This window comes from Actinomadura sp. NEAU-AAG7 (genome assembly GCF_018603865.1).
Classification (GTDB): domain Bacteria; phylum Actinomycetota; class Actinomycetes; order Streptosporangiales; family Streptosporangiaceae; genus Spirillospora; species Spirillospora litoris.
The window spans coordinates 137,916-162,536 of record NZ_JAHFZY010000011.1; the positions used below are offsets into that span (position 1 = coordinate 137,916).

General features: G+C 71.4%; 25 protein-coding genes. 16 read left to right on the forward strand and 9 right to left on the reverse strand.

Annotated features, from left to right (window positions below; translation table 11 throughout):
• Positions 1 to 76 precede the first annotated feature (76 nt).
• Positions 77 to 988 carry a tyrosine recombinase XerC gene (locus KLI87_RS37025; RefSeq protein WP_308166491.1) on the forward strand — a complete coding sequence of 304 codons (912 nt, stop codon included), beginning with the start codon at positions 77 to 79 and terminating at the stop codon, positions 986 to 988.
• Between the two features lie 226 nt (positions 989 to 1,214).
• Here KLI87_RS37025 and KLI87_RS37030 read toward each other — a convergent pair whose 3' ends face one another.
• A complete protein-coding gene (locus KLI87_RS37030; RefSeq protein ID WP_214620738.1) occupies positions 1,215 to 1,775 on the reverse strand; it encodes a M23 family metallopeptidase in 561 nt (186 codons plus the stop codon).
• Positions 1,776 to 2,522: 747 nt separating this feature from the next.
• Here KLI87_RS37030 and rpsB point away from each other — a divergent pair.
• From rpsB to KLI87_RS37055, 5 genes are all read left to right on the forward strand, one after another.
• Positions 2,523 to 3,518, forward strand: a complete 996-nt coding sequence (gene rpsB / locus KLI87_RS37035) for a 30S ribosomal protein S2 (RefSeq protein WP_214620739.1) — start codon at positions 2,523 to 2,525, stop codon at positions 3,516 to 3,518.
• Positions 3,519 to 3,602: 84 nt separating this feature from the next.
• Positions 3,603 to 4,439 carry a translation elongation factor Ts gene (gene tsf, locus KLI87_RS37040; protein WP_214620740.1) on the forward strand — a complete coding sequence of 279 codons (837 nt, stop codon included), beginning with the start codon at positions 3,603 to 3,605 and terminating at the stop codon, positions 4,437 to 4,439.
• Positions 4,440 to 4,495: 56 nt separating this feature from the next.
• Entirely contained in the window at positions 4,496 to 5,284 is a 789-nt protein-coding gene (gene pyrH, locus KLI87_RS37045; protein ID WP_214620741.1) for a UMP kinase, read from the forward strand.
• 66 nt (positions 5,285 to 5,350) lie between these two features.
• On the forward strand, positions 5,351 to 5,908 hold the full coding sequence (gene frr, locus KLI87_RS37050) for a ribosome recycling factor (RefSeq protein WP_214620742.1): 558 nt from the start codon (positions 5,351 to 5,353) through the stop codon (positions 5,906 to 5,908).
• Positions 5,908 to 6,942: a phosphatidate cytidylyltransferase gene (locus KLI87_RS37055; protein ID WP_214620743.1), complete on the forward strand. Its 1,035-nt coding sequence runs from the start codon at positions 5,908 to 5,910 to the stop codon at positions 6,940 to 6,942. Before frr ends, KLI87_RS37055 begins: the two co-directional genes overlap by 1 nt.
• A gap of 18 nt (positions 6,943 to 6,960) precedes the next feature.
• On the opposite strand, the gene KLI87_RS37060 is transcribed toward KLI87_RS37055, so the two are convergent.
• Positions 6,961 to 8,106: a suppressor of fused domain protein gene (locus KLI87_RS37060; protein WP_214620744.1), complete on the reverse strand. Its 1,146-nt coding sequence runs from the start codon at positions 8,104 to 8,106 to the stop codon at positions 6,961 to 6,963.
• A 128-nt stretch (positions 8,107 to 8,234) separates the two neighbouring features.
• On the opposite strand from KLI87_RS37060, the gene rlmN reads away from it, so the two are divergent.
• From rlmN to KLI87_RS37075, 3 genes are read left to right on the forward strand one after another with little or no spacing between them, the layout of a single operon-like run.
• Positions 8,235 to 9,362, forward strand: coding sequence for a 23S rRNA (adenine(2503)-C(2))-methyltransferase RlmN (gene rlmN / locus KLI87_RS37065; protein ID WP_156221205.1), 1,128 nt, complete (start codon positions 8,235 to 8,237; stop codon positions 9,360 to 9,362).
• Positions 9,363 to 9,411: 49 nt separating this feature from the next.
• Positions 9,412 to 9,924: a DivIVA domain-containing protein gene (locus KLI87_RS37070; RefSeq protein ID WP_156221203.1), complete on the forward strand. Its 513-nt coding sequence runs from the start codon at positions 9,412 to 9,414 to the stop codon at positions 9,922 to 9,924.
• Between the two features lie 60 nt (positions 9,925 to 9,984).
• Positions 9,985 to 10,812: a DUF1963 domain-containing protein gene (locus tag KLI87_RS37075; protein ID WP_214620745.1), complete on the forward strand. Its 828-nt coding sequence runs from the start codon at positions 9,985 to 9,987 to the stop codon at positions 10,810 to 10,812.
• 287 nt (positions 10,813 to 11,099) lie between these two features.
• Here KLI87_RS37075 and KLI87_RS37080 read toward each other — a convergent pair whose 3' ends face one another.
• Entirely contained in the window at positions 11,100 to 11,789 is a 690-nt protein-coding gene (locus tag KLI87_RS37080; RefSeq protein WP_156221199.1) for a hypothetical protein, read from the reverse strand.
• Entirely contained in the window at positions 11,786 to 13,453 is a 1,668-nt protein-coding gene (locus KLI87_RS37085) for an ATP-binding cassette domain-containing protein (protein WP_308166492.1), read from the reverse strand. The genes KLI87_RS37080 and KLI87_RS37085 overlap by 4 nt, the downstream gene beginning before the upstream one ends.
• On the opposite strand from KLI87_RS37085, the gene KLI87_RS37090 reads away from it, so the two are divergent.
• Positions 13,397 to 13,813, forward strand: coding sequence for an HIT domain-containing protein (locus tag KLI87_RS37090; RefSeq protein WP_308166493.1), 417 nt, complete (start codon positions 13,397 to 13,399; stop codon positions 13,811 to 13,813). The two genes, KLI87_RS37085 and KLI87_RS37090, sit on opposite strands and share 57 nt — an antisense overlap.
• A gap of 447 nt (positions 13,814 to 14,260) precedes the next feature.
• Here the strand turns inward: KLI87_RS37090 and KLI87_RS37095 are convergent, their stop codons facing one another.
• Both KLI87_RS37095 and KLI87_RS37100 read right to left on the reverse strand, forming a co-directional pair.
• Positions 14,261 to 14,518, reverse strand: a complete 258-nt coding sequence (locus KLI87_RS37095) for a DUF1778 domain-containing protein (RefSeq protein WP_156221197.1) — start codon at positions 14,516 to 14,518, stop codon at positions 14,261 to 14,263.
• 93 nt (positions 14,519 to 14,611) lie between these two features.
• The gene (locus KLI87_RS37100; protein WP_156221194.1) at positions 14,612 to 15,094 is read right to left on the reverse strand and encodes an Lrp/AsnC family transcriptional regulator; all 483 of its coding nucleotides are present in this window, start codon (positions 15,092 to 15,094) and stop codon (positions 14,612 to 14,614) included.
• Positions 15,095 to 15,256: 162 nt separating this feature from the next.
• Here KLI87_RS37100 and KLI87_RS37105 point away from each other — a divergent pair, with 162 nt between their 5' ends.
• Genes KLI87_RS37105 through KLI87_RS37125 form a run of 5 tightly spaced genes read left to right on the forward strand, consistent with a single transcriptional unit; the run spans position 15,257 to position 20,777 of the window.
• Positions 15,257 to 16,690 carry a gamma-aminobutyraldehyde dehydrogenase gene (locus KLI87_RS37105; RefSeq protein ID WP_156221192.1) on the forward strand — a complete coding sequence of 478 codons (1,434 nt, stop codon included), beginning with the start codon at positions 15,257 to 15,259 and terminating at the stop codon, positions 16,688 to 16,690.
• 31 nt (positions 16,691 to 16,721) lie between these two features.
• Positions 16,722 to 17,855, forward strand: coding sequence for an ABC transporter ATP-binding protein (locus KLI87_RS37110; protein ID WP_214620748.1), 1,134 nt, complete (start codon positions 16,722 to 16,724; stop codon positions 17,853 to 17,855).
• Positions 17,852 to 19,099, forward strand: a complete 1,248-nt coding sequence (locus KLI87_RS37115; protein WP_308166494.1) for a spermidine/putrescine ABC transporter substrate-binding protein — start codon at positions 17,852 to 17,854, stop codon at positions 19,097 to 19,099. Before KLI87_RS37110 ends, KLI87_RS37115 begins: the two co-directional genes overlap by 4 nt.
• Before the next feature lie 32 nt (positions 19,100 to 19,131).
• Positions 19,132 to 19,971: an ABC transporter permease gene (locus KLI87_RS37120; protein WP_214620810.1), complete on the forward strand. Its 840-nt coding sequence runs from the start codon at positions 19,132 to 19,134 to the stop codon at positions 19,969 to 19,971.
• Entirely contained in the window at positions 19,968 to 20,777 is an 810-nt protein-coding gene (locus KLI87_RS37125) for an ABC transporter permease (protein WP_214620749.1), read from the forward strand. The genes KLI87_RS37120 and KLI87_RS37125 overlap by 4 nt, the downstream gene beginning before the upstream one ends.
• Here the strand turns inward: KLI87_RS37125 and KLI87_RS37130 are convergent.
• The gene (locus KLI87_RS37130; protein WP_250904625.1) at positions 20,759 to 21,976 is read right to left on the reverse strand and encodes a serine hydrolase; all 1,218 of its coding nucleotides are present in this window, start codon (positions 21,974 to 21,976) and stop codon (positions 20,759 to 20,761) included. The genes KLI87_RS37125 and KLI87_RS37130 overlap by 19 nt on opposite strands.
• Positions 21,977 to 22,032: 56 nt before the next feature.
• On the reverse strand, positions 22,033 to 22,551 hold the full coding sequence (locus tag KLI87_RS37135; RefSeq protein ID WP_372492362.1) for a PH domain-containing protein: 519 nt from the start codon (positions 22,549 to 22,551) through the stop codon (positions 22,033 to 22,035).
• A gap of 160 nt (positions 22,552 to 22,711) precedes the next feature.
• Here KLI87_RS37135 and KLI87_RS37140 point away from each other — a divergent pair, with 160 nt between their 5' ends.
• On the forward strand, positions 22,712 to 23,386 hold the full coding sequence (locus KLI87_RS37140) for a hypothetical protein (RefSeq protein WP_246251114.1): 675 nt from the start codon (positions 22,712 to 22,714) through the stop codon (positions 23,384 to 23,386).
• Here KLI87_RS37140 and KLI87_RS37145 read toward each other — a convergent pair.
• Positions 23,383 to 24,609: a hypothetical protein gene (locus KLI87_RS37145; protein WP_156221184.1), complete on the reverse strand. Its 1,227-nt coding sequence runs from the start codon at positions 24,607 to 24,609 to the stop codon at positions 23,383 to 23,385. The two genes, KLI87_RS37140 and KLI87_RS37145, sit on opposite strands and share 4 nt — an antisense overlap.
• Positions 24,610 to 24,621: the final 12 nt, after the last annotated feature.

The window sequence follows — 24,621 nt, forward strand, 5'->3', positions numbered from 1 at the left end:
GAACAATCGCGGCGGATCAGCCCAAACCGGCGTTGGGTGCTTGCTTCGGCCGCGTGGTTGCCGCAGCGTGGCGGCTGTGAGCAACCCCTTGGAGGAGGCCGTCCTGGAGTTCGGCCGTCACCTGCGCGCCGAACGTGACGTGTCACCCCACACGCTGCGCGCCTACCTCGGCGACCTGAACGACCTGTGCGGTTTCGCGGGCGATGTCGGGGTGACGGAGCCCGCGGAACTCGACGTCTCGGTCCTGCGTGCCTGGCTCGCCCGCCAGCACGCCCTCGGGCGCTCCCGCGCGACGCTCGCCCGCCGTACCGCCGCCGTCCGGACGTTCACCCGGCACCTGCACCGGCGCGGTCTCCTGGAGAACGATCCGGGACTGCTCCTGGGCACTCCCAAGCGCGCGCGAGACCTGCCCGGGGTCCTCACCCAGGACCACGCGGCGCGGCTCCTGGACGAGATGGACGTTCAAGGGCCCGTCGGCCTGCGGGACCTGGCCGTGCTGGAGACCCTTTACGGCACGGGCGTCCGGGTCAGCGAACTCTGCGGGTTGGACATCGACGACCTGGACACCGAGCGCCGCACCCTCCGCGTCCTGGGGAAGGGCGGGCGTGAACGCACCGTCCCGATAGGGGAACCCGCCGCCCGCGCCGTCCAGGACTGGGTGCGTGCCGGCCGGCCCCGGCTGGCCAATGAGAACAGCGGGCCGGCTCTCTTCCTGGGCACTCGCGGGAGACGCCTTCATCCGACGACCGCCCGCAGGGTCGTCCACGCTCGGATCGCCGAGGTCGGCGAGGTGCCTGATCTGAGCCCGCACGGTCTGCGGCACAGCGCGGCCACCCATCTGCTGGAGGGCGGCGCGGACCTGCGCAGCGTCCAGGAGATCCTCGGCCACGCCTCCTTGCAGACCACCCAGCTCTACACGCACGTATCGGCTGAGCGGCTCAAGCAGGTTCACCGGCAGGCGCATCCACGCGGGCAGAAAGAGCCCTGATCGGGCATGGCGCCGCCTCCCTGACACACGGCTGTGGCGCCAGGTCGCCCGCACGGAGGCCGCCCCAGATTTGGCGCCCGGAGGACGGTTGCCCGGCGTGCCCTTGTTGCGCGCTTGCTGGCCTGCCGTCGGACGAGTGCGCGACGGCAGGCCGGCGCTCAAGATTCGACTGCGGGCTCCTGCTCAAGGATCGAGGGCGGGCTTGACGGCGCGAGGGCCTCGTCGGCTAGGGGGTTCGGCGCAGGCGGCGTTCCCGGGCCAGGTCTATGACGCCGGGCGGCGGACGGTGCGGACGGCGGCGCCCAGGACGAATCCGGGCCCGACGCCATGCGAACGCGACGCTGTACGTCAGGACGATCCCCGTGAGAGCGCCGCCCGTGGCCGTCGTGGCGTCCCGGAGGCCCAGCCTGGGTTCCTGGTCGGGCGGGCGGTCAGGCTCCGGCTGCGGTGAGGGCGTGGGAGCCGCGGCAGGCGGCGACCAGTAGGGCAGCAGGCGGACGCGGCGCATGACCAGGCTGAGCGGGTTCAGATAGACGCGCCCCTGGAGCAGACCCCAGTGCAAGCAGGCGACCGGGCAATGGAACGGGCCGTCCTCCAGCACGCCGATACGTGCCCCAAGCGGCACCTGACGGCCGACCTGGACCTCGGGACGAACAGGAAGGTACGTCGTGCGCAGCGGCCCATGGGTGATCGCGACCACGCCCTGCCCCGCGAGCCGTCCCGCATACGAGACCCGGCCCGCACCAGCGGCGCGGACCTGCTGGCCCGGACTCGCGGCGAGATCCACACCGCGATGCCCGGCCGCCCACGGAGCCGGAGGCGGAGAGAAGGGCCGCAGGACGCGCGGAGCGGGCGGGCCTAAGGGCCAGCGCCACGTATCCACCCCCCTCCTTGATGCCGCCGGTAGCAGCGTGATCGGCGGTGCCGAAGGGAGCGTTGGTACCGATGTGATCAGAGCCCGACGCCCCACATCAGCATTAACCGCGTTCGGTTTCAGGAAGGGCGCGTTCAGGTTCGCGGGCGCTTCGGAGGGCCTCGTCGCCCTCGCGCGGTCCATCCCCGAAGGCACGGAAGGGCCCGAGAAAGGGGAAGCTGCGACGATCATGCAGGTGAGCAGCAGGGTGAGCAGGGTCATGTCCGGGAGCCTGCCCGCCGCCGGCGCCGCCCGTCGAGGGGGAGCGCGAACTGTGGATAACTGCCCCGATCGTTGATTCCCGGAGGTGTCCGCGCCCTGATAATCTGTGACAGTGCCCGGAAGGACACCGGCCAGGCCAGGCCGTCGCCGATCCACCACCACGGGTGGTGAGGCGAGAAGCCGCTCCCGGTGAGCGGAAGGGCCGGACTCGGGAACGGCTCCGGGTCACAGCCGCCTGGGGTTACTCCGGCGGCTGATTTCACGCGTCCGCATGCCACCGCAGACATGGTGGGGCGCTGTCCCTCGGTCCGTCGCTCATGGGCGACGGTGGGGCGGTGCCCGGGCGCAGGCAGACAACCAAATGCGGCCCGTCAGGGCCAGAGAAGGAGAACACGGGCAATGGCACCCGTCGTCACCATGCGGCAGCTCCTTGAGAGCGGCGTCCACTTCGGTCACCAGACCCGCCGGTGGAACCCGAAGATGAAGCGCTTCATCCTCACCGAGCGCAACGGCATCTACATCATCGACCTGCAGCAGTCGCTGTCCTACATCGACCGCGCCTTCGAGTTCGTGAAGGCCACGGTCGCGCACGGCGGCACGATCCTGTTCGTCGGCACCAAGAAGCAGGCCCAGGAGTCCATCGCCGAGCAGGCGACCCGGGTCGGCATGCCCTACGTGAACCAGCGCTGGCTGGGCGGCATGCTCACCAACTTCTCCACCGTCCACAAGCGGCTCACCCGGCTCAAGGAGCTGGAGGAGATCAACTACGACGACGTGGCCGGCTCCGGCATGACGAAGAAGGAGCTGCTCGGCCTGCGCCGTGAGAAGGACAAGCTGGAGCGCACCCTCGGCGGTATCCGCGACATGGCGAAGGTTCCGAGCGCCATCTGGATCGTGGACACCAAGAAGGAGCACATCGCGGTCAACGAGGCCAAGAAGCTCGGCATCCCGGTCGTCGCGATCCTGGACACCAACTGCGACCCCGACGAGGTCGACTACCCCGTCCCCGGCAACGACGACGCCATCCGCAGCGTCAGCCTGCTCACGCGCGTGGTCGCCGACTCCGTCGCCGACGGGCTGATCGCCCGCGCCGGCGCCGCCTCGGGCGGGGACGAGAAGCCCGCCGAGGGCGCCGCCTCCGGTGCCGCCGAGCCGCTGGCCGAGTGGGAGCGCGACCTGCTGGAGGGCAAGCAGGACGGCGCCGCCGCTCCTGCCGACGCCCCCGCCGAGGCCCCCGCCGCCGACGCGCCGGACGCCTCCGGCGCGGAGGCCGCCGCCCCCGAGAGCGACAAGGCCGAGGCCGAGCCGGCCGGCGACCAGCCCGAGCAGGCCGCCGACGCGCCGGAAGGCGCCGACGCCCCCGCCGAGGCGAAGGCCGAGTCCGAGCAGGCTTGATCCCGCGGTCCCGGCGGCCTCCCGAGGGGGCCGCCGGGAACGTCGCGGGTCCTACGACCAACGACGAGAGAAGCGAAGAGAGCGATGGCTAACTTCACCGCCGCTGACGTCAAGCGGCTTCGCGAGCTGACCGGCTCCGGCATGATGGCCGTCAAGAACGCCCTGACGGAGGCGGACGGCGACTTCGAGAAGGCCACCGAGCTGCTGCGCCTCAAGGGCGCCAAGGACGTGGGCAAGCGCGCCGAGCGCACCACCGCGAACGGCCTGGTCGCCGAGCACTTCGACGGCACCGGCGACGGCGCGCTGCTGGAGCTCAACTGCGAGACCGACTTCGTCGCCAAGAACGCGCAGTTCATCGAGCTGGCCCAGCGGGTCGTCACGTTCGCCGCGGGCAGCGGTGTCACCGACGCCGCCGCGCTGCTGGCCGCCGAGATCGAGCCGGGCAAGACCGTCCAGGCCCTGATCGAGGAGAACAGCGCCAAGATCGGCGAGAAGCTGGAGCTGCGCCGCTTCGCCCACTTCCAGGGCGCCTACGTGGCCAGCTACCTGCACAAGTCCGACCCGTCCCTGCCGCCGACCACCGGCGTGCTGGTCGAGCTGGACGCGGAGAACCCCGCGGTCGCCAGGGACGTCGCCCAGCAGATCGCGGCGATGGCCCCCAAGTACCTCACCCGCGAGGAGATCCCCGCCGAGGCGGTCGAGAAGGAGCGGGCGCTCGCCGAGCAGCTCACCCGTGACGAGGGCAAGCCCGAGCAGGCCATCCCCAAGATCGTCGAGGGCCGCGTGAACGCCTACTTCCGCGACTTCGTGCTGGTGGAGCAGGCGTTCGTCAAGGACAACAAGAAGACGATCGCCAAGGTCCTGGACGAGGCCGGGGTGAAGGTCGTCCGCTTCGCCCGCTTCAAGGTCGGGCAGGCGTAGGGGCACCCTGGAGGCAGGGACCCGAGATTTCGCGACGCAACGAGGAGGCCGCCGACGTGCCGGAGAAGACGACCACTAGCGCGACGGCGGCCTCGTCGTCGGACCCGAACGACCAGCACGCGCCGCGCGAGGGCTGGAAGCGCGTCCTGCTGAAGCTGTCGGGCGAGGCGTTCGCCGGGCGCGAGCCCCTCGGTATCGACCCCGAGGTCGTGCAGCACGTGGCCGAGGCCATCTCCGAGGCCGTCCGGGACGGCGTGCAGGTGGCGGTGGTGTGCGGCGGGGGGAACATGTTCCGCGGCGCCCAACTCGCCGCCCGCGGCATGGACCGGGGCCGCGGCGACTACATGGGGATGATCGGGACCGTCATCAACTGCCTCGCCCTCCAGGACTTCCTGGAGAAGCTCGGCATGGACACCCGTGTCCAGACGGCCATCACGATGAGCCAGGTGGCCGAACCCTACATCCCCCGGCGCGCCATCCGGCACCTGGAGAAGGGCCGTGTGGTCATCTTCGGCGCGGGCCTCGGCCAGCCGTTCTTCTCCACCGACACCACCGCCGCGCAGCGCGCGCTGGAGATCGGCGCGGAGGCCGTCCTGAAGGCCACTCAGGTGGACGGGGTCTACGACGCCGATCCCCGAAAGAATCCAGACGCGGTCAAGTTCGACCGTTTGGATTACGGTGAAGTCCTACAGCGGGGACTGAAGGTCATGGACGCCACGGCCATCAGCCTCTGCATGGACAACGTGCTTCCCATCGTGGTCTTCGACCTCATGGGGCAGGGCAACATCGTCCGGGCCGTCCGGGGTGAGAAGATCGGCACGCTGGTCAGCCCGGCGCAGGGCTGACCGCAGCCCGGACATCCGGTGCGGAACCGCACCGACCAGGGCCGACCAGATGACACGGGAGTCACAGTGATCGACGAGACCCTCCTCGAAGCCGAGGAGAAGATGGAGAAGGCGGTCGCGGTCGCCAAGGAGGACTTCCAGGCCATCCGCACCGGCCGGGTCACCCCCGCCATGTTCAACAAGATCACGGCGGAGTACTACGGCACGCCGACGCCGATCAACCAGCTCGCCTCGTTCACGCTGCCGGAACCGCGGATGGTCATCGTCCAGGTCTTCGACAAGTCGTCCGCGCAGGCGGTCGAGAAGGCGATCCGCGACAGCGACCTCGGCGTGAACCCCACCAACGACGGCAACGTCATCCGGGTGGTCTTCCCCGAGCTGTCGGAGGAGCGCCGCAGGGAGTTCATCAAGGTCGCCGGCGGCAAGGCCGAGGACAGCAAGATCTCCATCCGCAACATCCGCAGGCGCGCCAAGGACACCCTCGACAAGCTCGTCAAGGACGGCGAGGCAGGCGAGGACGAGGTCCGCCGTGCCGAGAAGGAGCTCGACGACACCACGCACCGGTACGTGGCGCAGATCGACGAGCTGCTTGAGCACAAGAAGGCCGAACTGCTTGAGGTTTGATGAGACTCGACGACGCCGGGGAGCCTGCGGGCTCCCCGGACGAGCCGGTGGCCGGCCCGTCCGGCTCACCGTCCGGGCGGACGCACGTCTCGTCCCTGGACGAGGCCCTCGACGGCACCTCCGAGGTGACAGGTTCGCTGGACGGGACGCCGGGCACTGACCCCGGCGGGGCGTCGCTTGCGGGCGAGTCGTCCGGCCCGGGACGCGCGGAAGCAAAGCGCCATGGAAAGACCGGCCGGAACCTCCCGCTCGCCATCGGCGTGGGCAGCGCCCTGGGTGCGCTGGTCCTGCTGTCGCTCTACACGGTCAAGGAGATCTTCCTTGGCGTGATGGTCGTCTTCCTGTTCCTCGGCATGCGCGAGCTGACCGAGGCGTTCAGGAGCCGCGACATCCAGGTGCCGTTCATCCCGCTCGCCACCGGCATGGTCGCCACGCCCGTGGTGGCGTATGTGTGGGGTTCGACGGCCGTCATCGCGTCGGTGTCGCTGACCGTCCTCGCCGTCCTGATGACCCGGATGACCGAGGGCGCCGACGGGTACGTGCGGGACGTCACCGCGGGCCTGTTCGTCGCGGGCTACCTGGTGCTGGTCGGCGGCCTCGTCGCGCTCACCATGCGCCCGGACGACGGCGACCACCGCATCGTCATCTTCATCGCGACCACCGTGGCCAGCGACATCGGCGGCTACTTCGCCGGGTCGTTCCTCGGGAAGCACAGGATGGCGCCGACGATCAGCCCGAAGAAGACCTGGGAGGGCTTCACCGGGTCGGCCCTGACCTGCATGCTCGTCGGCGGCTGGCTGGTGTGGTGGCTGCTGGAGGACGGTCGCGTCTGGCAGGGCGTCCTGATCGGCCTCGCCGCCGTCGTCACCGCGACCGTCGGCGACCTCATCGAGTCGATGATGAAGCGGGATCTCGGCATCAAGGACATGGGGACGCTGCTGCCCGGCCACGGCGGCGTCATGGACCGCCTCGACTCGCTGGTCGCGACGGCCCCGGTCGTCTGGCTGCTCCTGGAGCTGTTCCACCCGACCTGACCGGCGCGGGTGCGCGGGCTAGGAGACCACCCAGGAGCGGCCCTGCTGCGCCAGGCGGCGTACCAGGGCGTCCGAGCCGTCGCTCTTGGCGAAGCGGTGCTCCTCCCCGGTGATGGGGACGAGCCACAGCCACCGCACCGGATCGCCCTGCACCGTCAACCCGGTCAGGGCGGGGGCGGACGGCCCCGCGAGTCGTGTCGGATCCTCCAGCAGCAGGACGCCCTCCCAGGCGCTCTCACCGTTGCCGAGGGGGAACGTGCGCGCCTCGTGGTACCACTTCACGACGTCCCCGGGGGCGAACCAGGTCACCGACCGCCATGGATACTGCGCGAGCCAGGGGAAGATGCTGCCCGCGCGCTGGCTGGGCAGGGTGCTCGCCACGGCGAGTTCGATCCTGGCGTACGGCGCGACGTCGTCCTCGTACAGTTCGACGGTGGGCATGCGCTGGCGGCTCATCCCCACGGTGCTCAGCACCGTGAACTCACGTCCGCCTCTTGGGGGGCGCTCCGACACGCCCACGGTCGGGGCCACGCTCGGCCGTCCGCCCGCCAGTTGCCGTCCCACGTCGTGCCAGTAGTGGCCGCCCGGCCCGAGCCGTTGCAGCAGGTGGCCGAGCACGGACTGCTGGAACTCCGCCCAGGAGCCGTCCGCCCGGCAGGTCTTCCAGTGCTCGCGTGCGCGGTCGATCCTCGGCGCGAAGTCGTCGATCTCCTCCGCCAGCGGGAAGACGAACGGGCTCTGCGCCGTGGCGTCCCTGCCGTAGCCGGGGATGCCGCGTCCCATGTCGGACCATCCCGGAATGACGAACAGGGGGTCGCCCGCCTCCAGGACGGCGACCCCGTCGCCCTCCTCGAACCACACGACCTCCAGGGAGTCGGCGTCCAGCGCCTCGCGCCCCTGCGGGTGGCCCACGTGGGACCGCGGCAGGAGGGGCGCGCTGCCCGAGTTCAGCCGGGACCGGTCGAGCTCCTCCGGGGCCTGACCGTGGTTGGCCACCCAGACCGCGCCGACGACCGAGTCCCTCGCGTCCTTCAGGTAGGCGGCGGTGACGTCCCCGTCGGTCTCGATGATGAGCCGACGGCTGCCGTAGGGGCTGGCCTCCGCGTGGACCACCGTGGAGGCAGGGCTTCCGGGGGACACGGTGCCCCTGCGCAATACCGACATGATCGGCACCTTAGTCGCGAACAAGGTCATGTGCAGGGAAGTCGCGTCTCGCTTGTGTCCCGGGCGGGAAACCGGGCCCGCGTCGGGCGGACGAGGCATCGGCCGGGGTTTGCGACACTGGTAGCACCATGTCTGCCACCCCTGATGCCACGAAGACCCCGGCGAAGCTCGTCTTCGCCGCGCCGCGCCGGGGCAAGCCGCCACGGCACCTCGCCGACCTCACCTCCGCCGAACGGCGCGAGGCGGTGGTCGCGCTCGGGGAGAAGCCGTTCCGCGCCGATCAGCTGTCGCGGCACTATTTCACCCGGTTGATCGACGATCCGGCTGAGATGACCGACCTGCCCGCCGCGGTCCGCGAGCGCCTGGTGGCGGAGCTGCTGCCCGACCTCCTCAGCCCCGTCCGCGAGCTGGACTGCGACGGCGGCAGGACGCTGAAGACCGTCTGGAAGGCGTTCGACGGCGTGCTGTTCGAGTCGGTGCTGATGCGCTACCCGGACCGGGCCACGATGTGCGTCTCGTCCCAGGCGGGATGCGGTATGAACTGCCCCTTCTGCGCGACGGGACAGGCGGGCCTCACCCGCAACCTCTCCACGGCCGAGATCGTCGAGCAGGTCGCGGCGGGCGCGCGGGCGATGGCGCGCGGACGCATCCCGGGCGGACCTGGACGCGTCTCCAACATCGTGTTCATGGGCATGGGCGAGCCCCTGGCCAACTACAAGGCCGTCATCGGCGCCGTGCGCCGCATCACCGATCCGGCGCCCGCCGGGCTGGGGATCTCCCAACGCTCGGTGACGGTCTCCACGGTGGGGCTGGTTCCGGCGATCGAGAAGCTCGCCGCCGAGGACATGTCCGTACGCCTGGCCCTCTCCCTGCACGCGCCCGACGACGAGCTCCGCGACGAACTCGTGCCGGTCAACAACCGGTGGAAGGTCGCCGAGGTGCTGGACGCCGCCTGGGCCTACGCGGACCGGAGCGGGCGCCGCGTCTCGATCGAATACGCCCTCATCAAGGACGTCAACGACCAGGCGTGGCGGGCCGATCTTCTCGGCAGGCTCTTGCGCGGGCACCTCGTACACGTCAATCTGATCCCGTTGAACCCGACGCCGGGTTCCAAGTGGACCGCCTCCCGGCCCGAGGACGAGCGCGAGTTCGTCCGGCGGCTGGAGGCCCACGGGGTTCCGGTCACGGTGCGCGACACTCGGGGCAGGGAGATCGACGGGGCCTGCGGACAGCTGGCCGCGGCGACCAGGGACTAGCGCGCCGCGGGCGTGCTCGTCGCGCTCCGCGCGCGCGGGGGGAGCACGGGTGGCGGTGAGGGCGGGTACGCGGCTGCCGGTGGCGCTGCGGGGCTATGACCGGGGGCAGGTGGACGGCCTGCTGGGCCGGATCTCACGGGCGCTGAACGGCGGCCCGCCGGTGTCGGTGGACGAGGTGCGCGCGATCCGGTTCGACGTCGTCCTGCGCGGCTACGAGCAACGCGCGGTGGACGAGCTGGTCCGCGAGTGCATCAGGGAGCTCCAGAGCACCGCGCCCTACGACGAGCGGGCCGGGCGCCCCCGCGTGCACCCCGGCTGGCTGATCAACTGGATCCAGAACGCGCGCTTCGCGGGCGCCGGGCTGCGCACGGGCTACGACGTCCGCGACGTCGACGCGTTCTTGGACCGTGTCATCGCGGGCCTGCGCGGGACCGCCCCGCCGGTGACGGCCCGCGACGTGCGGGAAAGTGCGTTCCGCGTCGTCCGGTTCGGATCGGGTTACGACGAGCAGGAGGTCGACCGGTTCCTCGTCCAGCTCGCGGGGGCCCTCGAACGCCGCTGAGTTATCCACAGTTGTACGAGGGGCTGGCGCGTACGCACCGGGTCGCGCGACGCTTCGTACATGGATCAACTCGAAGCGCAACTACAACGGTTGCGCGCCCTGTTCGGCCTCTTCTTCGAGCCGGAGGTCGTCGCCGCGCTGCTGCCCCTGACCCGTCCCGCGCTGCGGCTGGGCGCCGAGAGCGCGGTCGGCGTCCGGCTCGGCGGCGCCCCGCTGCTCCCGGCCGGTGAACGCTGGCCCGAATGGGAGGGCCGCCCCCTCGACTTCCTCGGCGCGATCGACTTCGCCGGGTTAGCCGTGCTCGGCGAGATCCCCGGGCTGCCGGCCACGGGCACGGCCGCCTTCTACTACGCGAGCGAGGCGCCGCGTCCGTGGGGTGACTCCGCAGGCCAGCGCGACGGCTGGAGGATCTTCACGGGACACCTGCGGGAGACGGCCGCCCCGTCGGGAGCCTCCACATACCCCCGGTGCCGTCTGGGCGCCGCCCCGTACATCTCTCTCCCCTCTCCGCAGGAGCCCGTCGTCCGGAGACTGGAGCGGATCTACAGCGGCGTCGTGGCGGTCTACGAGCAGCTCTATGCCGCCTGGTCACAACATTCCTGGCCGGACGAGAGACCCGCCCACCAACTGGGCGGCTGGCCCGCCCTCGTCCAGCGCCCGGTCGGCCCCGACTGCATGTACGCCTCGTCCGGCCGCGACCTGGACTCCTTCAAGGCCGTCGCACTCTCCCCGGAAGAGGAGTCCGCCGCAGCCGAGTGGCGCCTGCTGCTGCAACTCGACTCCGACCACCGCCTCGGGTGGTTCTGGGGCGACCCAGGCCGCGTGTACTTCTGCGGCCGCCAGAACGAGCCTTTGGAACGAACATGGCTAACCGTCCAGGCCACCTGACCCCCACAAGCCACGACGCCCCCCCGCCGCATCCACAACCCCAGCCCCACAACCCAGCTCACACCCCTCCAGCCCACACCCTCCAGCCCACAACCCCAGCCCACACCCTCCGGTGCGCCGCCTGCGGCCCTGCATAGGCCGTCGCTCCACATGTCTCGCCAGTCCGGTCACGCCGGTTGGGTCGCGGCGGCTTCGTCGTGGGGGGCTCGGGCGGGTGCCGTCCAGCACGGTGCTGTTGCCTGGGAGCCGCCGTGTGCGCCTCAGGCAACGGTCTCAGCGGTGTGGGGTCAACGGCGGAAGCGGGGGGTGGCCATGTAGGCGGCGCCGACCACGGCCGTCCAGATGGCGAGGTGCAAGGCGATCGCCGGGAAGCCGGAGACCAGCTCATCCGGGCCGTCGTGGGCGACGCGGAGCCATTCGATCATGGGAATCGAGAGCCACGAGAGGCGGCCCAGTCCGATCAGGACGAGGCCCGCCGCACCGCCGAGCATTGCCAGAAGGGCGGCACCCGGAGCAGGTATGACCGCCCGGCTCGTCCACGCTCCCAGGAGGGTGCCGGCTGCGGCCACCAGCGGGGACAGCGCGAGCCCCGTCAGCACCGCCTGTGCGGGCGAGCCCACCGTGATCGCTTGGAAGAGAGGAACCAGTAGTGCGACGAGACCCAGGCAGAGGTTCACCCCGTACGCGGCGAGTATCCCGGCCCACAGGGTGGTGGACGTGCGTCCGACGGCGGTCGTCGACAGCGACCGTTGCTCATCCGGCTGGGTGTCGAGCAGGGCGCGGGCCGCCCACGCCCAGATCGGGAACATGAAGGCCGCCACGTCCCCGAAGCTCGCGACGCCGAGCTCGCGGGCGTCCGGTCCGCTCGGGCCGTTGAGGAGGACCAGGCAGACGATCAACGCGATCACGATCAGGGGGTGCAGCACGCGCAGGGAGCGCACATAACCCTCGACCTGGAACCGGGCGAGTGCGATCACTTCTCCGCCCTCCGCACGTCGTGGCCTTCAGCGCGCAGCCTGTTCTCCACGGCGTCGGCTTCGTCCTCCCTGACGATGACCGTCAGAACCGTCCACGCAGCCGCACCCTCACGCCCGTGCGGACCGCCGCTGCCCCCATCGTCTAACGCCCGCGCGCCCTCAGCGGCCCGTATGTGCTCCTGGAGTTCGGTGCCCTCTGCCGGCGCTGTGCGCCCGGAATGCTCGGGGTGCTCGGAGGCTTTCGTCGCCGTCGTGGGTTCGGCTTGGTGCGGGGGTCCGACCGCGGGGGTGGGCTCTGGCGAGCGCGGCATGGCGCTGGCCTGAAATACGGGCTCAGCCGCGCTGACGGGTTCGGCGGCGTCGGCGGGGTTAGCCGCGCTGGCGGGTTCGGCGGAGTTGGGGAGGGGCTCGGTGGACCTGAGGGGGTTGGTGGCGTGGCTGGGTTCTGAGTCTGGGGTGGGTGTGGCCTTATCGGGGCCGGTGGGGCTCGCTATGGCGGTGCCTTGCGTGGGCGCGGTGCTTTGCGCGGAGGCGGTGCTTTGCGCGGGCGCGGTGCCTTGTGTGGATGGGGTGCTTTGCGTGGGCGCGGTGCTTTGCGCGGGCGCGGTGCCTTGTGTGGATGGGGTGCTTTGCGTGGGCGCGGTGCTTTGCGTGGTGGCGGTGCTTTGCGTGGGGGCGGTGCTTTGCGTGGGCGCGGTGCCTTGTGTGGGGGCGGTGCCTTGTGTGGATGTGGCGGCGGTCGTGGTTGTGGCGGGGGAGGGGAGTTTCTCTTTGGCGGTCGAGTTGTGGGTCAGGAGGGGTGGGGTGGACGTTGGGGGAGCCGAAGGGCGGTGAACCACCTCGGCGTTGGCCACGCGTATGCGGCCTAGCTCGGGGAGCTTCTCGATGGTCCGCTGGTGATCGCTGACCACCACGGTGGTGCCTCCGGCGGCCAGTTCGGCGATCAGGGACGGGAGTGAGTCGCGGGTGGCGGCGTCGAGGCCGGCGAAGGGCTCGTCCAGGATCAGGAGACCGGGATCGTCCATGAGCGCCTGGACCAGGCCGACCTTCTGTGCGCTGCCCTTGGACAGCTCCGGCAGGCGCACGTTGAGCAGGTGTTCCAAGCCGAGCCGTTCCGTCCACGCGCTCACGGAGGAGGGAGGAACTCCACGCAGGGCTGACATGTGATTCAGGTAGGAGCGAACCTCGAACGGTTGGTCCACCGGGAAGCGTTCTGGTGCGTAACCCACACGGGTCGGCCGATCGTGAACGGCCCCCTTGTGGGGGCGGCGCAGCCCGGCGATCAGTCGGAGCAGCGTGGACTTTCCCGCTCCGTTGCGTCCGGTCACCTCGGTGACAGTGCCCGCGGGGAGCGTGAGGGTGACGTCCTTGAGTACCCAAGGGCCCCTACGGTGGTAGCGAAAGGCGACGCTCTCTAGCCGCATAGTCCACGGACCGTAGTGACCCGCCCGTAAGCGCGGCGTTAGCCCCGGACCGGCGGCGGCGCGGCCCTGCGCGGGCGGAGTTCTGTCTGCGGACGCTGCGGTTGAGGCGGTGTGTGGACCCTGTCGGGATGTGATTTTCTTGGGTCGCTGGTTGAGGGGCTGTGGTGATCGGAGGTCGTGCCGGTGGCGAGTGAGGGGTGCCTCTTCTGCGAGATCGTGAAGGGGGAGCGGCCGGCGCATGTCGTGCTGGACGTCCCGGATGCGATGGCGTTCCTCGATACGCGGCCGTTGTTCAAGGGGCACACGCTGCTGGTCCCACGGACGCATTACGAGACCTTGGGGGACCTGCCGCCCGAGTTCCTCGGGGAGTTCTTCGGGCACGCGCAGCGGCTGGCGGGGGCGATGGAGTCGGTGCTCGACGCGGCGGGTTCGTTCGTGGCCATGAACAACCGCATCAGCCAGAGCGTCCCTCACCTGCACGTCCACGTGGTCCCACGGAACAAGAAGGACGGCTTGCGCGGATTCTTCTGGCCGCGCCAGAAGTACGAGTCGGACGCCGAAGCCGCCGACTACGCGGCCCGCCTCGCAGCGAGTCTTTGAGCCGCGGTCATGCCCGGGGAGAGGGCGCCTGTGAGAGCGAGCGGGCCAGCCGGGTGGCGAGTGGCCTGCACGCCCTTGAGAGGTGACATTTCTGGCGTGGGTGGATGTGGCCCTGTGCCGGCTCTGTGCGTGGGCCCCGGGTGTGGTGTGGGTTGGTGGCTGCTGCGGCGCGAGGGGGTGTGGGTGCGGTTACTTTTTGGCGCCGCCGTGTGGCTTTGGTGGATGGCGGCGTCGTTGAGGTACGGGCGGAGTTGGGGTGCGGTTTGTGGAGGGAGGCTGAATGAGGGTGGTGGCGGGGTTTGGTGGGCGCGGCAGGGCTTGGTGGCCGGTGGGGAATGGCGGGGCTTTGGGGGGAGCCCCTTGAATCGGTGGGCTATGGAGGGCGTGCTCGTGTGAGTGTGGGGGTGGGTGGCAAGGCCCGGTTGGGGGCGGGCCTTGCCGGTGGGGTCAGCCCAGGGCCACGACGACGGCCACGTAGGGTTCTGCTGTTCCGGGATCGGGTGGGGGTGGTGTGGTGCCCGCTAGGGCTGCTGCGTGTTCGTAGAGGTCGCGTTCCGCGCGGTCCAGTGCCGCGGACAACACGTACTCGGGGACCGTCCAGCCGATCAGTTCGGCCGCCTTGCGGATGACGAGAGTCTGTTCCGCGGACGTCTGGAAACCGATGTGATCGATGGCGGGAAGGTCCTGGCGAACCGACTCAGACATGGCCGGTCTCCTTCCGTGCGGCATCTCAAAGTACGCCGGGAGGAGCGGCCGCGACATCCTCTGTAAGGACGATTATCGGGGCGAAGCCGGGGCTCAGCGGGTCCCCCAGGAGTAGGACTGTTTGCGGAGTCGGAGATAGACGAAACTCTCGGTCGACACGACGCCGGGGACGGCGCGGATGCGGCCGAGGAGCTCCAGGACGCGGTCGTCGTCCTCGCAGACGAGTTCGACGAGGATGTCGAGGGACCCGGCGGTGATGACGACGTGGTCGATCTCCTCGGCGGAGGCGAGCTCGTCGGCGATCCACTCCAGGTCGCCCTCGCAGCGGACGCCGACCATGAGGCGGCGGGAGAAGCCGAGCATGAGGGGGTCGGTGACGCCGACGATCTGCATGACGCCCGCGTCCAGGAGCTTCTGGACGCGCTGGCGGACGGCCGCCTCGGAGAGCCCGACCGCCTTGCCGATGGCCGCGTAGGAGCGCCGCCCGTCCTGCTGGAGCTGCTCGATGATGTGCTTGGCGGTGGCGTCGAGCGCGACGGCGGGGGTGCCTTGGCGGGCGGGCGGCTGGGCCGTCATCGTGATCTCCTATTTGCGGAGTCGGGGCTGCGCGGTATTTGTTTCAAGGGAATCAGTCGCCGAATTGGATCGTGACGAGCGGATCACTTGAATTGGGCGGGATCCTCTGTAAGGGTCGGGCCGACAAGAACGCATCAGACGAGGGTCCCCGGGAGGGATTGGATGAGCGGCGACCGGCTGCGCAACTTTATCGGCGGCGAGTACGTGGACGCGAAGGACGGGCGGACCCTGGAGGTCGTCGATCCGAGCACGGGCGAGCCGTACGCGCGGGCGCCGCTGTCGGGCGCCGCGGACGTCGACGCCGCGTTCCGGGCCGCCGAGGGGGCGTTCCCCGCGTGGCGGGACGCGACGCCGGGGGAGCGGAGCCTCGCGATGCTGCGGTTCGCGGACGCGGTCGAGGCGCGGGCCGAGGACCTCGTCAGGGCGGAGAGCCGTGACACCGGCAAGCCCTTGCAGCTGACCAGGGACGAGGAGGTGCCGCCGATGGTGGACAACCTCCGGTTCTTCGCGGGCGCGTCCCGCGTGCTGGAGGGGCGGGCGAGCGCCGAGTACATGGCCGACCACACCTCCACGATCAGGCGGGAGCCGATCGGGGTGTGCGCGCAGGTGACGCCCTGGAACTACCCCATGATGATGGCCGCCTGGAAGATCGGCCCGGCGCTGGCGTCGGGGAACACGGTCGTGCTGAAGCCGTCGGAGACCACGCCGGTCAGCACGCTGCTGCTGGCCGAGATCGCGGCGGAGTTCCTGCCGCCAGGGGTGTTCAACGTGCTGTGCGGCGACCGGGACACCGGGCGCGCGCTCGTCGACCACCCGACGCCGCAGATGGTGTCGATCACCGGCAGCGTGCGCGCGGGGATGGAGGTCGCGGCGGCGGCGGCGAAGGACCTCAAGCGGGTGCACCTGGAGCTCGGCGGCAAGGCGCCGGTCGTGGTCTTCGACGACGCGGACGTGGAGGCCGCGGCGGCGGGCATCGCCGAGGCCGGGTACTTCAACGCGGGGCAGGACTGCACGGCGGCCACGCGCGTGCTCGTCGCGGACGGGGTCCACGACGCCTTCGCCGAGGCGCTCACCGAGGCCGCCAAGGGGACGGCGGTGGGGCCGCCGAGCGACACCGGCGCCTACTACGGCCCCGTGAACAGCGCGGGGCAGTTGGAGCGCGTCCAGGGGTTCCTGGACCGGGCGCCCGGTCACGCGGAGGTCCTGACGGGGGGCGAGCGGATCGGGGACCGCGGGTACTTCTTCGCGCCGACCGTGGTCGGCGGGCTCCGGCAGGACGACGAGCTGGTGCAGGAGGAGGTGTTCGGCCCCGTCATCACCGTCCAGCGGTTCGCTGACGAGGGGCAGGCCGTCGAGTGGGCGAACGGCGTGCGGTACGGTCTGGCCGCCAGCGTGTGGACGCGTGACCACGGGCGGGCCATGCGCATGACCAGGGCGCTCGACTTCGGCGCGGTGTGGGTCAACACCCATATCCCGCTCGTGTCGGAGATGCCGCACGGCGGCTTCAAGCACTCCGGTTACGGCAAGGACCTGTCGATGTACGGGATCGAGGACTACACGCGCGTCAAGCACGTCATGCACTACATCGGCGGCTGACCGTCCGCCCGTCCGCGCGAAGGAACGCCCCATGACCTCGACCCCTCCCGGCGCCCCGGCGGACGGCGCGGGTCCCGCCATCGAGTTCGCCGGGGTCGAGAAGACCTACCACGCCCGCGGCGAGACGGTCGCCGCGGTTCGTGGTCTCGATCTGGAGATAGCGCGCGGGGAGTTCTTCTCGCTGCTGGGCCCTTCCGGTTGCGGCAAGACCACGACGTTGCGGTTGGCCGGGGGGTTCGAGGAGCCCACCGCGGGCGAGGTCTATCTGGACGGAGCCAGCGTCACCGGGGTCCCGGCCAGCAGACGCGACGTCAACACGGTGTTCCAGTCGTATGCGCTGTTCCCGCATATGAACGTCTTCGACAACGTGGCGTTCGGCCTGCGGCGCCGTGGCGTCCCCAAGGGGGAGGTCAAGGCGCGGGTGGGCGGGATGTTGGATCTCGTCGATCTCGCCGGACGGGAGCGCCGCCGCCCGGCGGAGCTGTCCGGCGGGCAGCAGCAGCGGGTCGCGCTGGCGCGGGCGCTGGTCAACCGCCCGCGCGCCCTGCTGCTGGACGAGCCGCTGGCCGCTCTCGACCTGAAGCTGCGCCAGGCCATGCAGGTGGAGCTGAAGCGCATCCAGCGGGAGGTCGGCATCACGTTCGTCTACGTGACGCACGACCAGGGCGAGGCCCTCTCCATGTCGGACCGCGTCGCCGTCATGGACGAGGGGCGCGTCGAGCAGCTCGGGACGCCGAGGGAGGTCTACGAGCGTCCGGCGACCCGGTTCGTCGCGGGGTTCATCGGGACCTCCAACCTGCTGGGCGGCGAGATCGCCGAGGCGGGGCCCGGGGCGGCGGTGATCTCCTACGGGCCGGACGGCCGGATCGAGGTGCCGGTCGGGGGCGCGGCCGAGGGCGGGAAGCTGGAGCTGACCGTCAGGCCGGAGAAGATCGGCATCGGACGGGACCGGCCGGCGGACGGCCTGTGCCGGATCCGCGGCACCGTGACCGAGGTCGTCTATCTCGGGACCTCCACCAACTACACCGTCGCCACGGCCGCCGGGGAGGACGTCGTCGTGTTCTCGCAGAACGTCACGTCCGGGGAGGACGTCGCCGCCCGCGGGGACGTCGTCTGGCTGTCGTGGGACCCCCGCCACTCGTACGCCCTAGGAGAACCCCGGTGAGCGACATCCGTCCCGAGCTCGTCCGCGGGCTCACGCGTCCGCGCGCGGCGGCCCCGCCGGCGCGCGTGGGGGTCTCGCGGCGCCGGGCGCTCCAGCTGATGGGGACCGGGCTCGTCCTGGCGGGCTGCGGCGTGGACGGGCAGGGCGGCAAGGCGGCGGTCGGGCGGAGCGACGTCCAGGAGTACTGGTCGGGCAGGTCCGGCAACGGCAGGCTGCGCTGGGCGAACTGGCCGGGCTACATGCAGGACGACCACGAGACGATCAAGGCGTTCGAGAAGGCCACCGGGATCGGCGTGACCTACCGGGAGGTCATCCAGGAGACCGGCCCGTGGTTCGGCAAGATCCAGGCGCCGCTGGCCGCCGGGCAGTCGATCGGGTTCGACCTGATGGTCATGACGAACGGGATCCAGCTGGAGAAGTGCCGCCAGCTCGGCTATCTGGCGCCGTTGGATCGGTCCCGCCTGCGGAACTTCGCGGCGAACGCGGGGCCGACCTACCGGAACCCGTCCTACGATCCGGGCAACGCGTTCACGGTGCCCTACCAGTCGGGCATCACCGGCATCGCCTACAACACCCGGTACGTCAAGGACGAGATCACCAGCATCGCCCAGCTCTTCGACCCGAAGTACAAGGGCAGGGTCGGCATGCTGGGCGACTCGCAGGAACTCGGCAGTTTCGGGATGTTCCTGCTCGGCGTCGATCCGGAGCGCTCGACCCCCGCCGACTGGGAGCGCGCCGCCGCGAGGCTGCGCGAGCAGCGGGACAGGGGGATCGTCCGCAAGTACTACACGCAGGACTACGTCGACGCGGTCAGCAAGGGCGACGTGTGGCTGACGATGGCGTGGTCCGGGGACGTGTACAGCCTCACCAGCCCCGACGTGAAATTCGTCGTGCCGGAGGAGGGCGGCACCCTCTGGACCGACAACCTGTGCATCCCGAGGACCGCCGAGAACCCGGTCGACGCGCTCACGCTCATCGACTGGCTGTACGTCCCGGCGAACAACGCGCCGCTGACCGAGTTCGTCAACTACATCACGCCCGTCCCGGCGGTGCGGGAGATCGTCGCGGCGGACGCGGCGAAGGCGACCGGCGCCGAGAGGAGGGAGCTGACCAGGCTGAGCACGAGCCCGCTGGTGTTCCCGTCCCAGGCCGACCTCGCGCGGTTGCGGCGCTACCGGCGGCTCACGCAGGCGGAGGAGACGCGGTACCAGCGGATCTTCGAGCCCATCGCCAAGGGCTCGTGAGGCGTGCGCGTGGGCGGTTCACGCCCTACCTGATGATCCTGCCGGGCGGCCTGTGGCTGGCGGCGTTCTTCGTCGTCCCGATGGCGCTGATGGTGTCGCTGTCGTTGCAGACCGGCAACCTCGTGGACGGGTTCCGGCAGACGTTCCACTGGCAGAACTACACCTACGCGCTGGACACCTACAGGGACGCCTTCCTGCGGTCGCTCTGGTACGGCCTGCTGGCGACGGCGGCGTGCGCGGCGCTGTCCTATCCGGCCGCCTACTGGATCGCGTTCCGCGCCGGTCGCCACAAGTCGACGTACCTGTTCCTCCTTCTGCTGCCGTACTTCGTCTCGTATGTGCTCCGGACGGTCTCGTGGAAGCTCGTCCTCACCGACAACGGCCCGCTGCTCGGGCCCCTGCGCGACCACGGCATCCTCCCGCAGGATTTCCACGTTCTGGATACAGGCTTCGCCGTCGTGTCGGGGCTGACCTACAACTTCCTCCCGTTCATGGTGCTGCCCATCTACGTCGCCCTGGAGCGGATCGACCCCCGCCTCGTGGAGGCCGCCCACGACCTGTACGCGAGCCGGGCGCAGGCGTTCGCGCGAGTGGTCCTGCCGCTGTCGCTCCCGGGCGTCCTCGCCGGGGTGATCATGACGTTCGCGCCCGCGTCGGCGGACTACGTCAACGCCGAGGTGCTCGGCGGTCCCCGCGACACCATGGTCGGCAATGTGATCCAGGCGGAGTACTTCGACAACGGCGCCTACCCGGTCGCGTCCGCGCTGTCGTTCGCGCTGATGGCGGTGCTGCTGCTCGGCGTCTTCGCCTACGCCCGCGCCCTCGGCGCCCGGGGGGCCCGGAGCGTGCTGGACGTGGCGGCCGGACGATGACGCCCCGCCCCCGCGAGGCCGTCTCCGGCCTGCGCGTCTACACGCTGCTGCTGATCGCCTGGCTGCTCCTGCCCGTCGCGGTCATGGTCGCGTTCGGGTTCAACGACGCCCACGGCAAGCAGAACTTCCGCTGGGAGGGCTTCACGCTCAGGTGGTACGCGCACCTGCTCGACAAGGGCGACCTCACCACGGCCGTGCTGAACTCGCTGACGATCGCGCTGCTCAGCACGCTGGTCAGCACGGTCATCGGGACGCTCGCGGGCATCGCGCTCGGCCGCCACCGGTTCCGCGGCGGCGGCGCGGCGAACCTGGTGCTGCTGATGGCGATCTCGTGCCCGGAGATCGTGATGGGCGCGTCGCTGCTGTCCATGTTCGTCACGTTCGGCGTGCCGCGCGGCTACCCGACGGTGCTCGCCGCGCACGTGATGTTCTCGATCGCGTTCGTGGCGGTGACCGTCCGCGCCCGCGTCGCGCGCCTCGACCCGGCGGTCGAGGAGGCCGCGCGGGACCTGGGCGCCGGGCCGTGGACGCGGTTCCGGCTCGTCACGCTCCCGATGATCAGGCCGGGGGTGGTCGCGGGCGCGCTGCTGGCGTTCACGCTGTCGGTCGACGACTTCGTGATCACCGGCTTCACCGGCGGGGCCACGGTCACGTTCCCGCTGTGGATCTACGGCTCGACGCGGACCGGGACGCCGCCGCAGGTCAACGTGATGGGCACGCTCATCTTCGCGTCCGGCGCGCTGATCGCCGCGGTCGTGGCGCGGCGGACCGCCGCCGCGGCGGGGCCTCAGGCGAGGGACCGGTAGACCGACGTCCAGAAGTCGTCGCGGACGGGAGAGGCGCCCGGCGGCATCGGACGCTGCGTCAGCAGGATCGCGGTCAGGTCCTCGGCGGGGTCGTTCGCCCAGGACGTCCCGAACCCGCCGTTCCAGCCGTACCGTCCGGGCGTCGCGTACGGCTCGTCGCGGCGCAGCACGACCGACACGCCGAACCCCCAGCCGCGCGCCTCGCCGAGCGCGTCCGCGTGCTGCCCGGGGGCGAGCTGGTCGGTGGTCATCAGCTCGACCGTCCGCCGCGACAGCAGCCGCTCCCCGCCGTGCGCGCCCCCGTGCGCGCCCCCGTGCGCGCCGCCGTGCGCGCCGCCGTCGGCCAGCATCCGGGCGAACGCGAGGTAGTCGTCCGCGCTCGACACCAGCCCGGCCCCGGCGTCGGGGAACGCGGGCGGACGGCTCCAGCGGCCGTCGGCGCCGTCGTACACGGTGAGCCGGCCGTCGGCGTCGTCCGGCGAGTAGGAGTCGGCGAGGCGCCCCCGGTCGGCGGCGGGGACGTGGAACCCGGTGTCGCGCATGCCGAGCGGCTCGAACAGGCGCTCGCGCAGGAACGCCTCCAGCGGACGCCCCGAGGCGCGCTCGATGAGGATGCCGAGGATGACGTACCCGGTGTTGTAGAGCCACCGCTCACCGGGCTGGCACTGGAGCGGCAGCGTCCCGACGAGCCCGAGCCACTCGTCGGCGGTGTGGGGCGCGTCCGGACGCGGCGGGCCGAACCCCATGAGGCCCAGCTCGCGGACGGCGTCGTCGAACGGCGTCCCGAAGAGGGAGCCGTCCAGCGCGATGCCGAGGCCGCAGCGGAAGGTGAGCAGGTCCCGCAGGGTGATGGGACGGGCGGCGGGCACGGTGTCCTCCAGCGGCCCCTCCGGGGCGCGCAGGACGCGGCGTCCCGCGAGCTCGGGCAGGAGGGCGTCCACCGGGTCGTCCAGGCGCAGCACGCCCTCCTCGACGAGCGTCAGCGCCGCCGCCGCAGCGATCGGCTTGGTCATCGAGGTGATCCGGAAGAGGGTGCCGCGGCTCATCGGGGGGCCGCCGACCGACGCGGCCCCGAGCGCCTCGACACGGGTCTCGCCGCGCCGGGACACGACCGTGACCAGACCCGGCAGCGCGCCCCGCTCGATGTGCCCGGCCATGGCGTCGCGCATCGCGTCGAGCGGCGCGGGGGAGAAGGCCATGGTCTCGCGCTCCATCCGTGGGTCGGGGCCGTGCCGCGTGTCAGCCGGGCGGCGCGTCAGTCGGGGGACTCGTCGATCGTGCCGAAGATGACCGACGACACCTCCAGGTAGAGCTGCTCCGGATACGGCATGAAACCCACGTTGCGCAGCGCCTGCTTCTGGCCCGCCGACTCCATCACGAACTCGCCGTACCCGAGCATCCGCCCGGCGACGGAGCGCTCCAGCGCGATGTCGGTGACCTTCGCCAGCGGCATCATCGCGACGTTGCGGTTGAGGATGCCGCTGACCAGCATCACGCGGTGCTCGGTGACCAGGAAGAACTCCACCGACCAGGCGATGAGCTTCCAGACCAGGTAGCCGATCGCGATCAGCCACAGGAACCAGAGCCACAGGACGCCCGAGACCGCGTAGGCGGCGCCGCACGCGATGAGCCCGCCGACCACCAGCGCCACGGGGAACAGCAGCACGGCGGGGTGGCGCCGCACGGCGATGACACGGCCCTCGTAGGCCATCAGATACTTGTCGACCGTCCGCGAGGAGTTGTCGCGGCGCACCATCATGTCCTGCAGATTCACGGTGGCGTCCTCGTCATGGTCTGGTGGGTCCAACCGTAGCCGAACGGGCGGCGCCGGTGCAGAGGCCGCGCGGTAAGGCCGCGGGGCGCCCGCGGGCCCGGCGAGGAGGCCCGGCGGTCCGGCCTTGTGCGCGCCGGATCGTCGGCTGATGATGATGGGCATGGACGGGGTGCGGGAGCCGGTGGGCGGGCCGGGCGACCGGCCGATGGACGGGCCGGGTGAGTCGGCGCGGGACGCCGGAGGTGCGCGGGGCGCGTTCGCGCCCGGCGTGACCGGACGGCCGATCTGGCGGCTGCTGCTGCGCGGGCTCGGCGTGTACCTGCCGGGCTGGGAGGCGCCGGCGGGCGCCCACCAGGTGGTGCGGCAGGCGGCGCCCGGCGGGCGGCGGGCCGCTCCCGTGTGGGTCGGGCCTCCCGCTTTCCTGGACGGCGAGGCCGGGTTCGGCCTGCACCTGCCCGAGCGGCGGCGGGGCCTGGAGCCCGACCGCGAGATCTACGTGCGCGGCCGCGAGAGCCCGAGCTTCGGACTGGTCGTCGCCGGTCCGAGCGCGGCGATCGGCACCCGGGTCGTGGACGCGGCGGCGCTGGTGCGGTTCGCGCGCAGGCTGACCTTCGAGGAGCTCCTCGACGCCGGCGACGCCGACTCGGTGCCGTATGCGGTGCGCGGCGCCCGCGCGGTGGAGAACGTCGTCTTCCTCGACCGCGCGGCCGGTGTCGGGCTGTGCGCCGAGGTGGAACCGACGACGCGCGCCGCCCGGTGCCCGGTGTACGTGCGCCTGGGGGATCCGGCGGAGCGCACCGTCCGCGCCTACGGGACCGTCCTCGCGGCCCCCTAGGACGTCGCGGCCCATGCGGTGAGGTCCCAGAGCTGGTGGGACGGCAGGCGCCGCAGCCGGACGGTCGCGGCGGCCGGGTCCCAGAAGACCTCGTCGCTCTCCAGCTCCAGCGACTGCGGCGCGGTCAGCACCGCGCACAGCAGCTCGTCCCGGGTCCGGACGGCCATCAGCGGGCCGATCTGCGCCACCGCCCCGGCGCTCTCGAACAGCGCGCGCAGCAGCGCCTTGAGCGCCGCCTCGTCCTCGGGCGGGCGGCTCGGCGCGACACCGGAGGGCAGGCCGGGCTCGACGCGGGCGAGGCCGCGCCGCCCGTCACCGGACGCCGGGCCGTTGCGGGGCAGGTCGGCGCCGGTCGAGATGAGCAGGGCGCTGAACGCCCCGGCGAGGTCCTCGGCATCCTGCCCGCCGAGGAAGTAGCGGTGCCGCGCGGAGGACCCCGTCGCGGGCCCCTCGCCGCCCTCGGCCGTGCGGAACCGGACGTCGAGCCGGTTCGCGTGGACGCACCGCTCGTACAGGTCGGTGAGGATGTCCTGGAGCTGCTCGTCGCGCGTCCACAGCCGTCCTGTGGCGGTGACGCCGGCGTCGGCGGCGGGGGAGCCGCTGAGCGCCCCCGCGGGCGGCTGGGGGCGGCCGGTCAGCGCGGCGGCGACGGTGTCGTCCAGCCTGCCCTCGGTGAAGCGGAGCAGCTCGGCGACGACGTCCTCGACGGTCTCCAGCGTCCGTGTGAGCGTGCGCTGGAGCACCAGGATCTCCGCGCCGCCGCGCTCCAGCTCGGCCAGCCGGTCCAGCGCGGCGTCGACCCTGCCCTCGACGGCGGCGGCGCCCGCGCCGGTCACCGCCCGCACCGTCGCCTCGACCTCGGTCAGCTTCCGGCGCAGCGCGGCGAGCGTGACCCGCTGCTGTTCGAGCTCCTGGAGCCGCGCGCCCTGCGTGCGCAGGTGGTCGTCGGCCTCGTGGACGCGCGCGGCCAGCTCGTCGACCTGCCCGCTGCTGTGCCGGAGCCGGTCGTCGAGCGCGGGCAGCACGTCCTGCTTCACCCGCGCCAGCTCGGCCGTGAGCTGCTCGCCGACCGTCACCAGCACGTTGTTCTGCTTGGTGACCTGCTGGTTCAGCTCCTCGATCCGGCGCGTGAACGCGTTCGCCTGGTCCTTGCTCTGCTTTCCGGCGTAGAGCTCCAGCGCCCCCACCACGACGCACATCACCACCAGGATGACCGTCGTCATGGCACTCCTCAG

Coding starts and splice junctions, on each gene's coding strand:
- rpsB (WP_214620739.1), top strand. CDS start 2,523: ATGGCACCCGTCGTCACCATGCGGCAGCTCCTTGAGAGCGGCGTCCAC.
- tsf (WP_214620740.1), top strand. CDS start 3,603: ATGGCTAACTTCACCGCCGCTGACGTCAAGCGGCTTCGCGAGCTGACC.
- KLI87_RS37055 (WP_214620743.1), top strand. CDS start 5,908: ATGAGACTCGACGACGCCGGGGAGCCTGCGGGCTCCCCGGACGAGCCG.
- KLI87_RS37060 (WP_214620744.1), bottom strand. CDS start 8,106: ATGTCGGTATTGCGCAGGGGCACCGTGTCCCCCGGAAGCCCTGCCTCC.
- rlmN (WP_156221205.1), top strand. CDS start 8,235: ATGTCTGCCACCCCTGATGCCACGAAGACCCCGGCGAAGCTCGTCTTC.
- KLI87_RS37075 (WP_214620745.1), top strand. CDS start 9,985: ATGGATCAACTCGAAGCGCAACTACAACGGTTGCGCGCCCTGTTCGGC.
- KLI87_RS37085 (WP_308166492.1), bottom strand. CDS start 13,453: ATGCGCCGGCCGCTCCCCCTTCACGATCTCGCAGAAGAGGCACCCCTC.
- KLI87_RS37095 (WP_156221197.1), bottom strand. CDS start 14,518: ATGTCTGAGTCGGTTCGCCAGGACCTTCCCGCCATCGATCACATCGGT.
- KLI87_RS37100 (WP_156221194.1), bottom strand. CDS start 15,094: ATGACGGCCCAGCCGCCCGCCCGCCAAGGCACCCCCGCCGTCGCGCTC.
- KLI87_RS37105 (WP_156221192.1), top strand. CDS start 15,257: ATGAGCGGCGACCGGCTGCGCAACTTTATCGGCGGCGAGTACGTGGAC.
- KLI87_RS37110 (WP_214620748.1), top strand. CDS start 16,722: ATGACCTCGACCCCTCCCGGCGCCCCGGCGGACGGCGCGGGTCCCGCC.
- KLI87_RS37120 (WP_214620810.1), top strand. CDS start 19,132: ATGATCCTGCCGGGCGGCCTGTGGCTGGCGGCGTTCTTCGTCGTCCCG.
- KLI87_RS37125 (WP_214620749.1), top strand. CDS start 19,968: ATGACGCCCCGCCCCCGCGAGGCCGTCTCCGGCCTGCGCGTCTACACG.
- KLI87_RS37130 (WP_250904625.1), bottom strand. CDS start 21,976: ATGGCCTTCTCCCCCGCGCCGCTCGACGCGATGCGCGACGCCATGGCC.
- KLI87_RS37140 (WP_246251114.1), top strand. CDS start 22,712: ATGGACGGGGTGCGGGAGCCGGTGGGCGGGCCGGGCGACCGGCCGATG.
- KLI87_RS37145 (WP_156221184.1), bottom strand. CDS start 24,609: ATGACGACGGTCATCCTGGTGGTGATGTGCGTCGTGGTGGGGGCGCTG.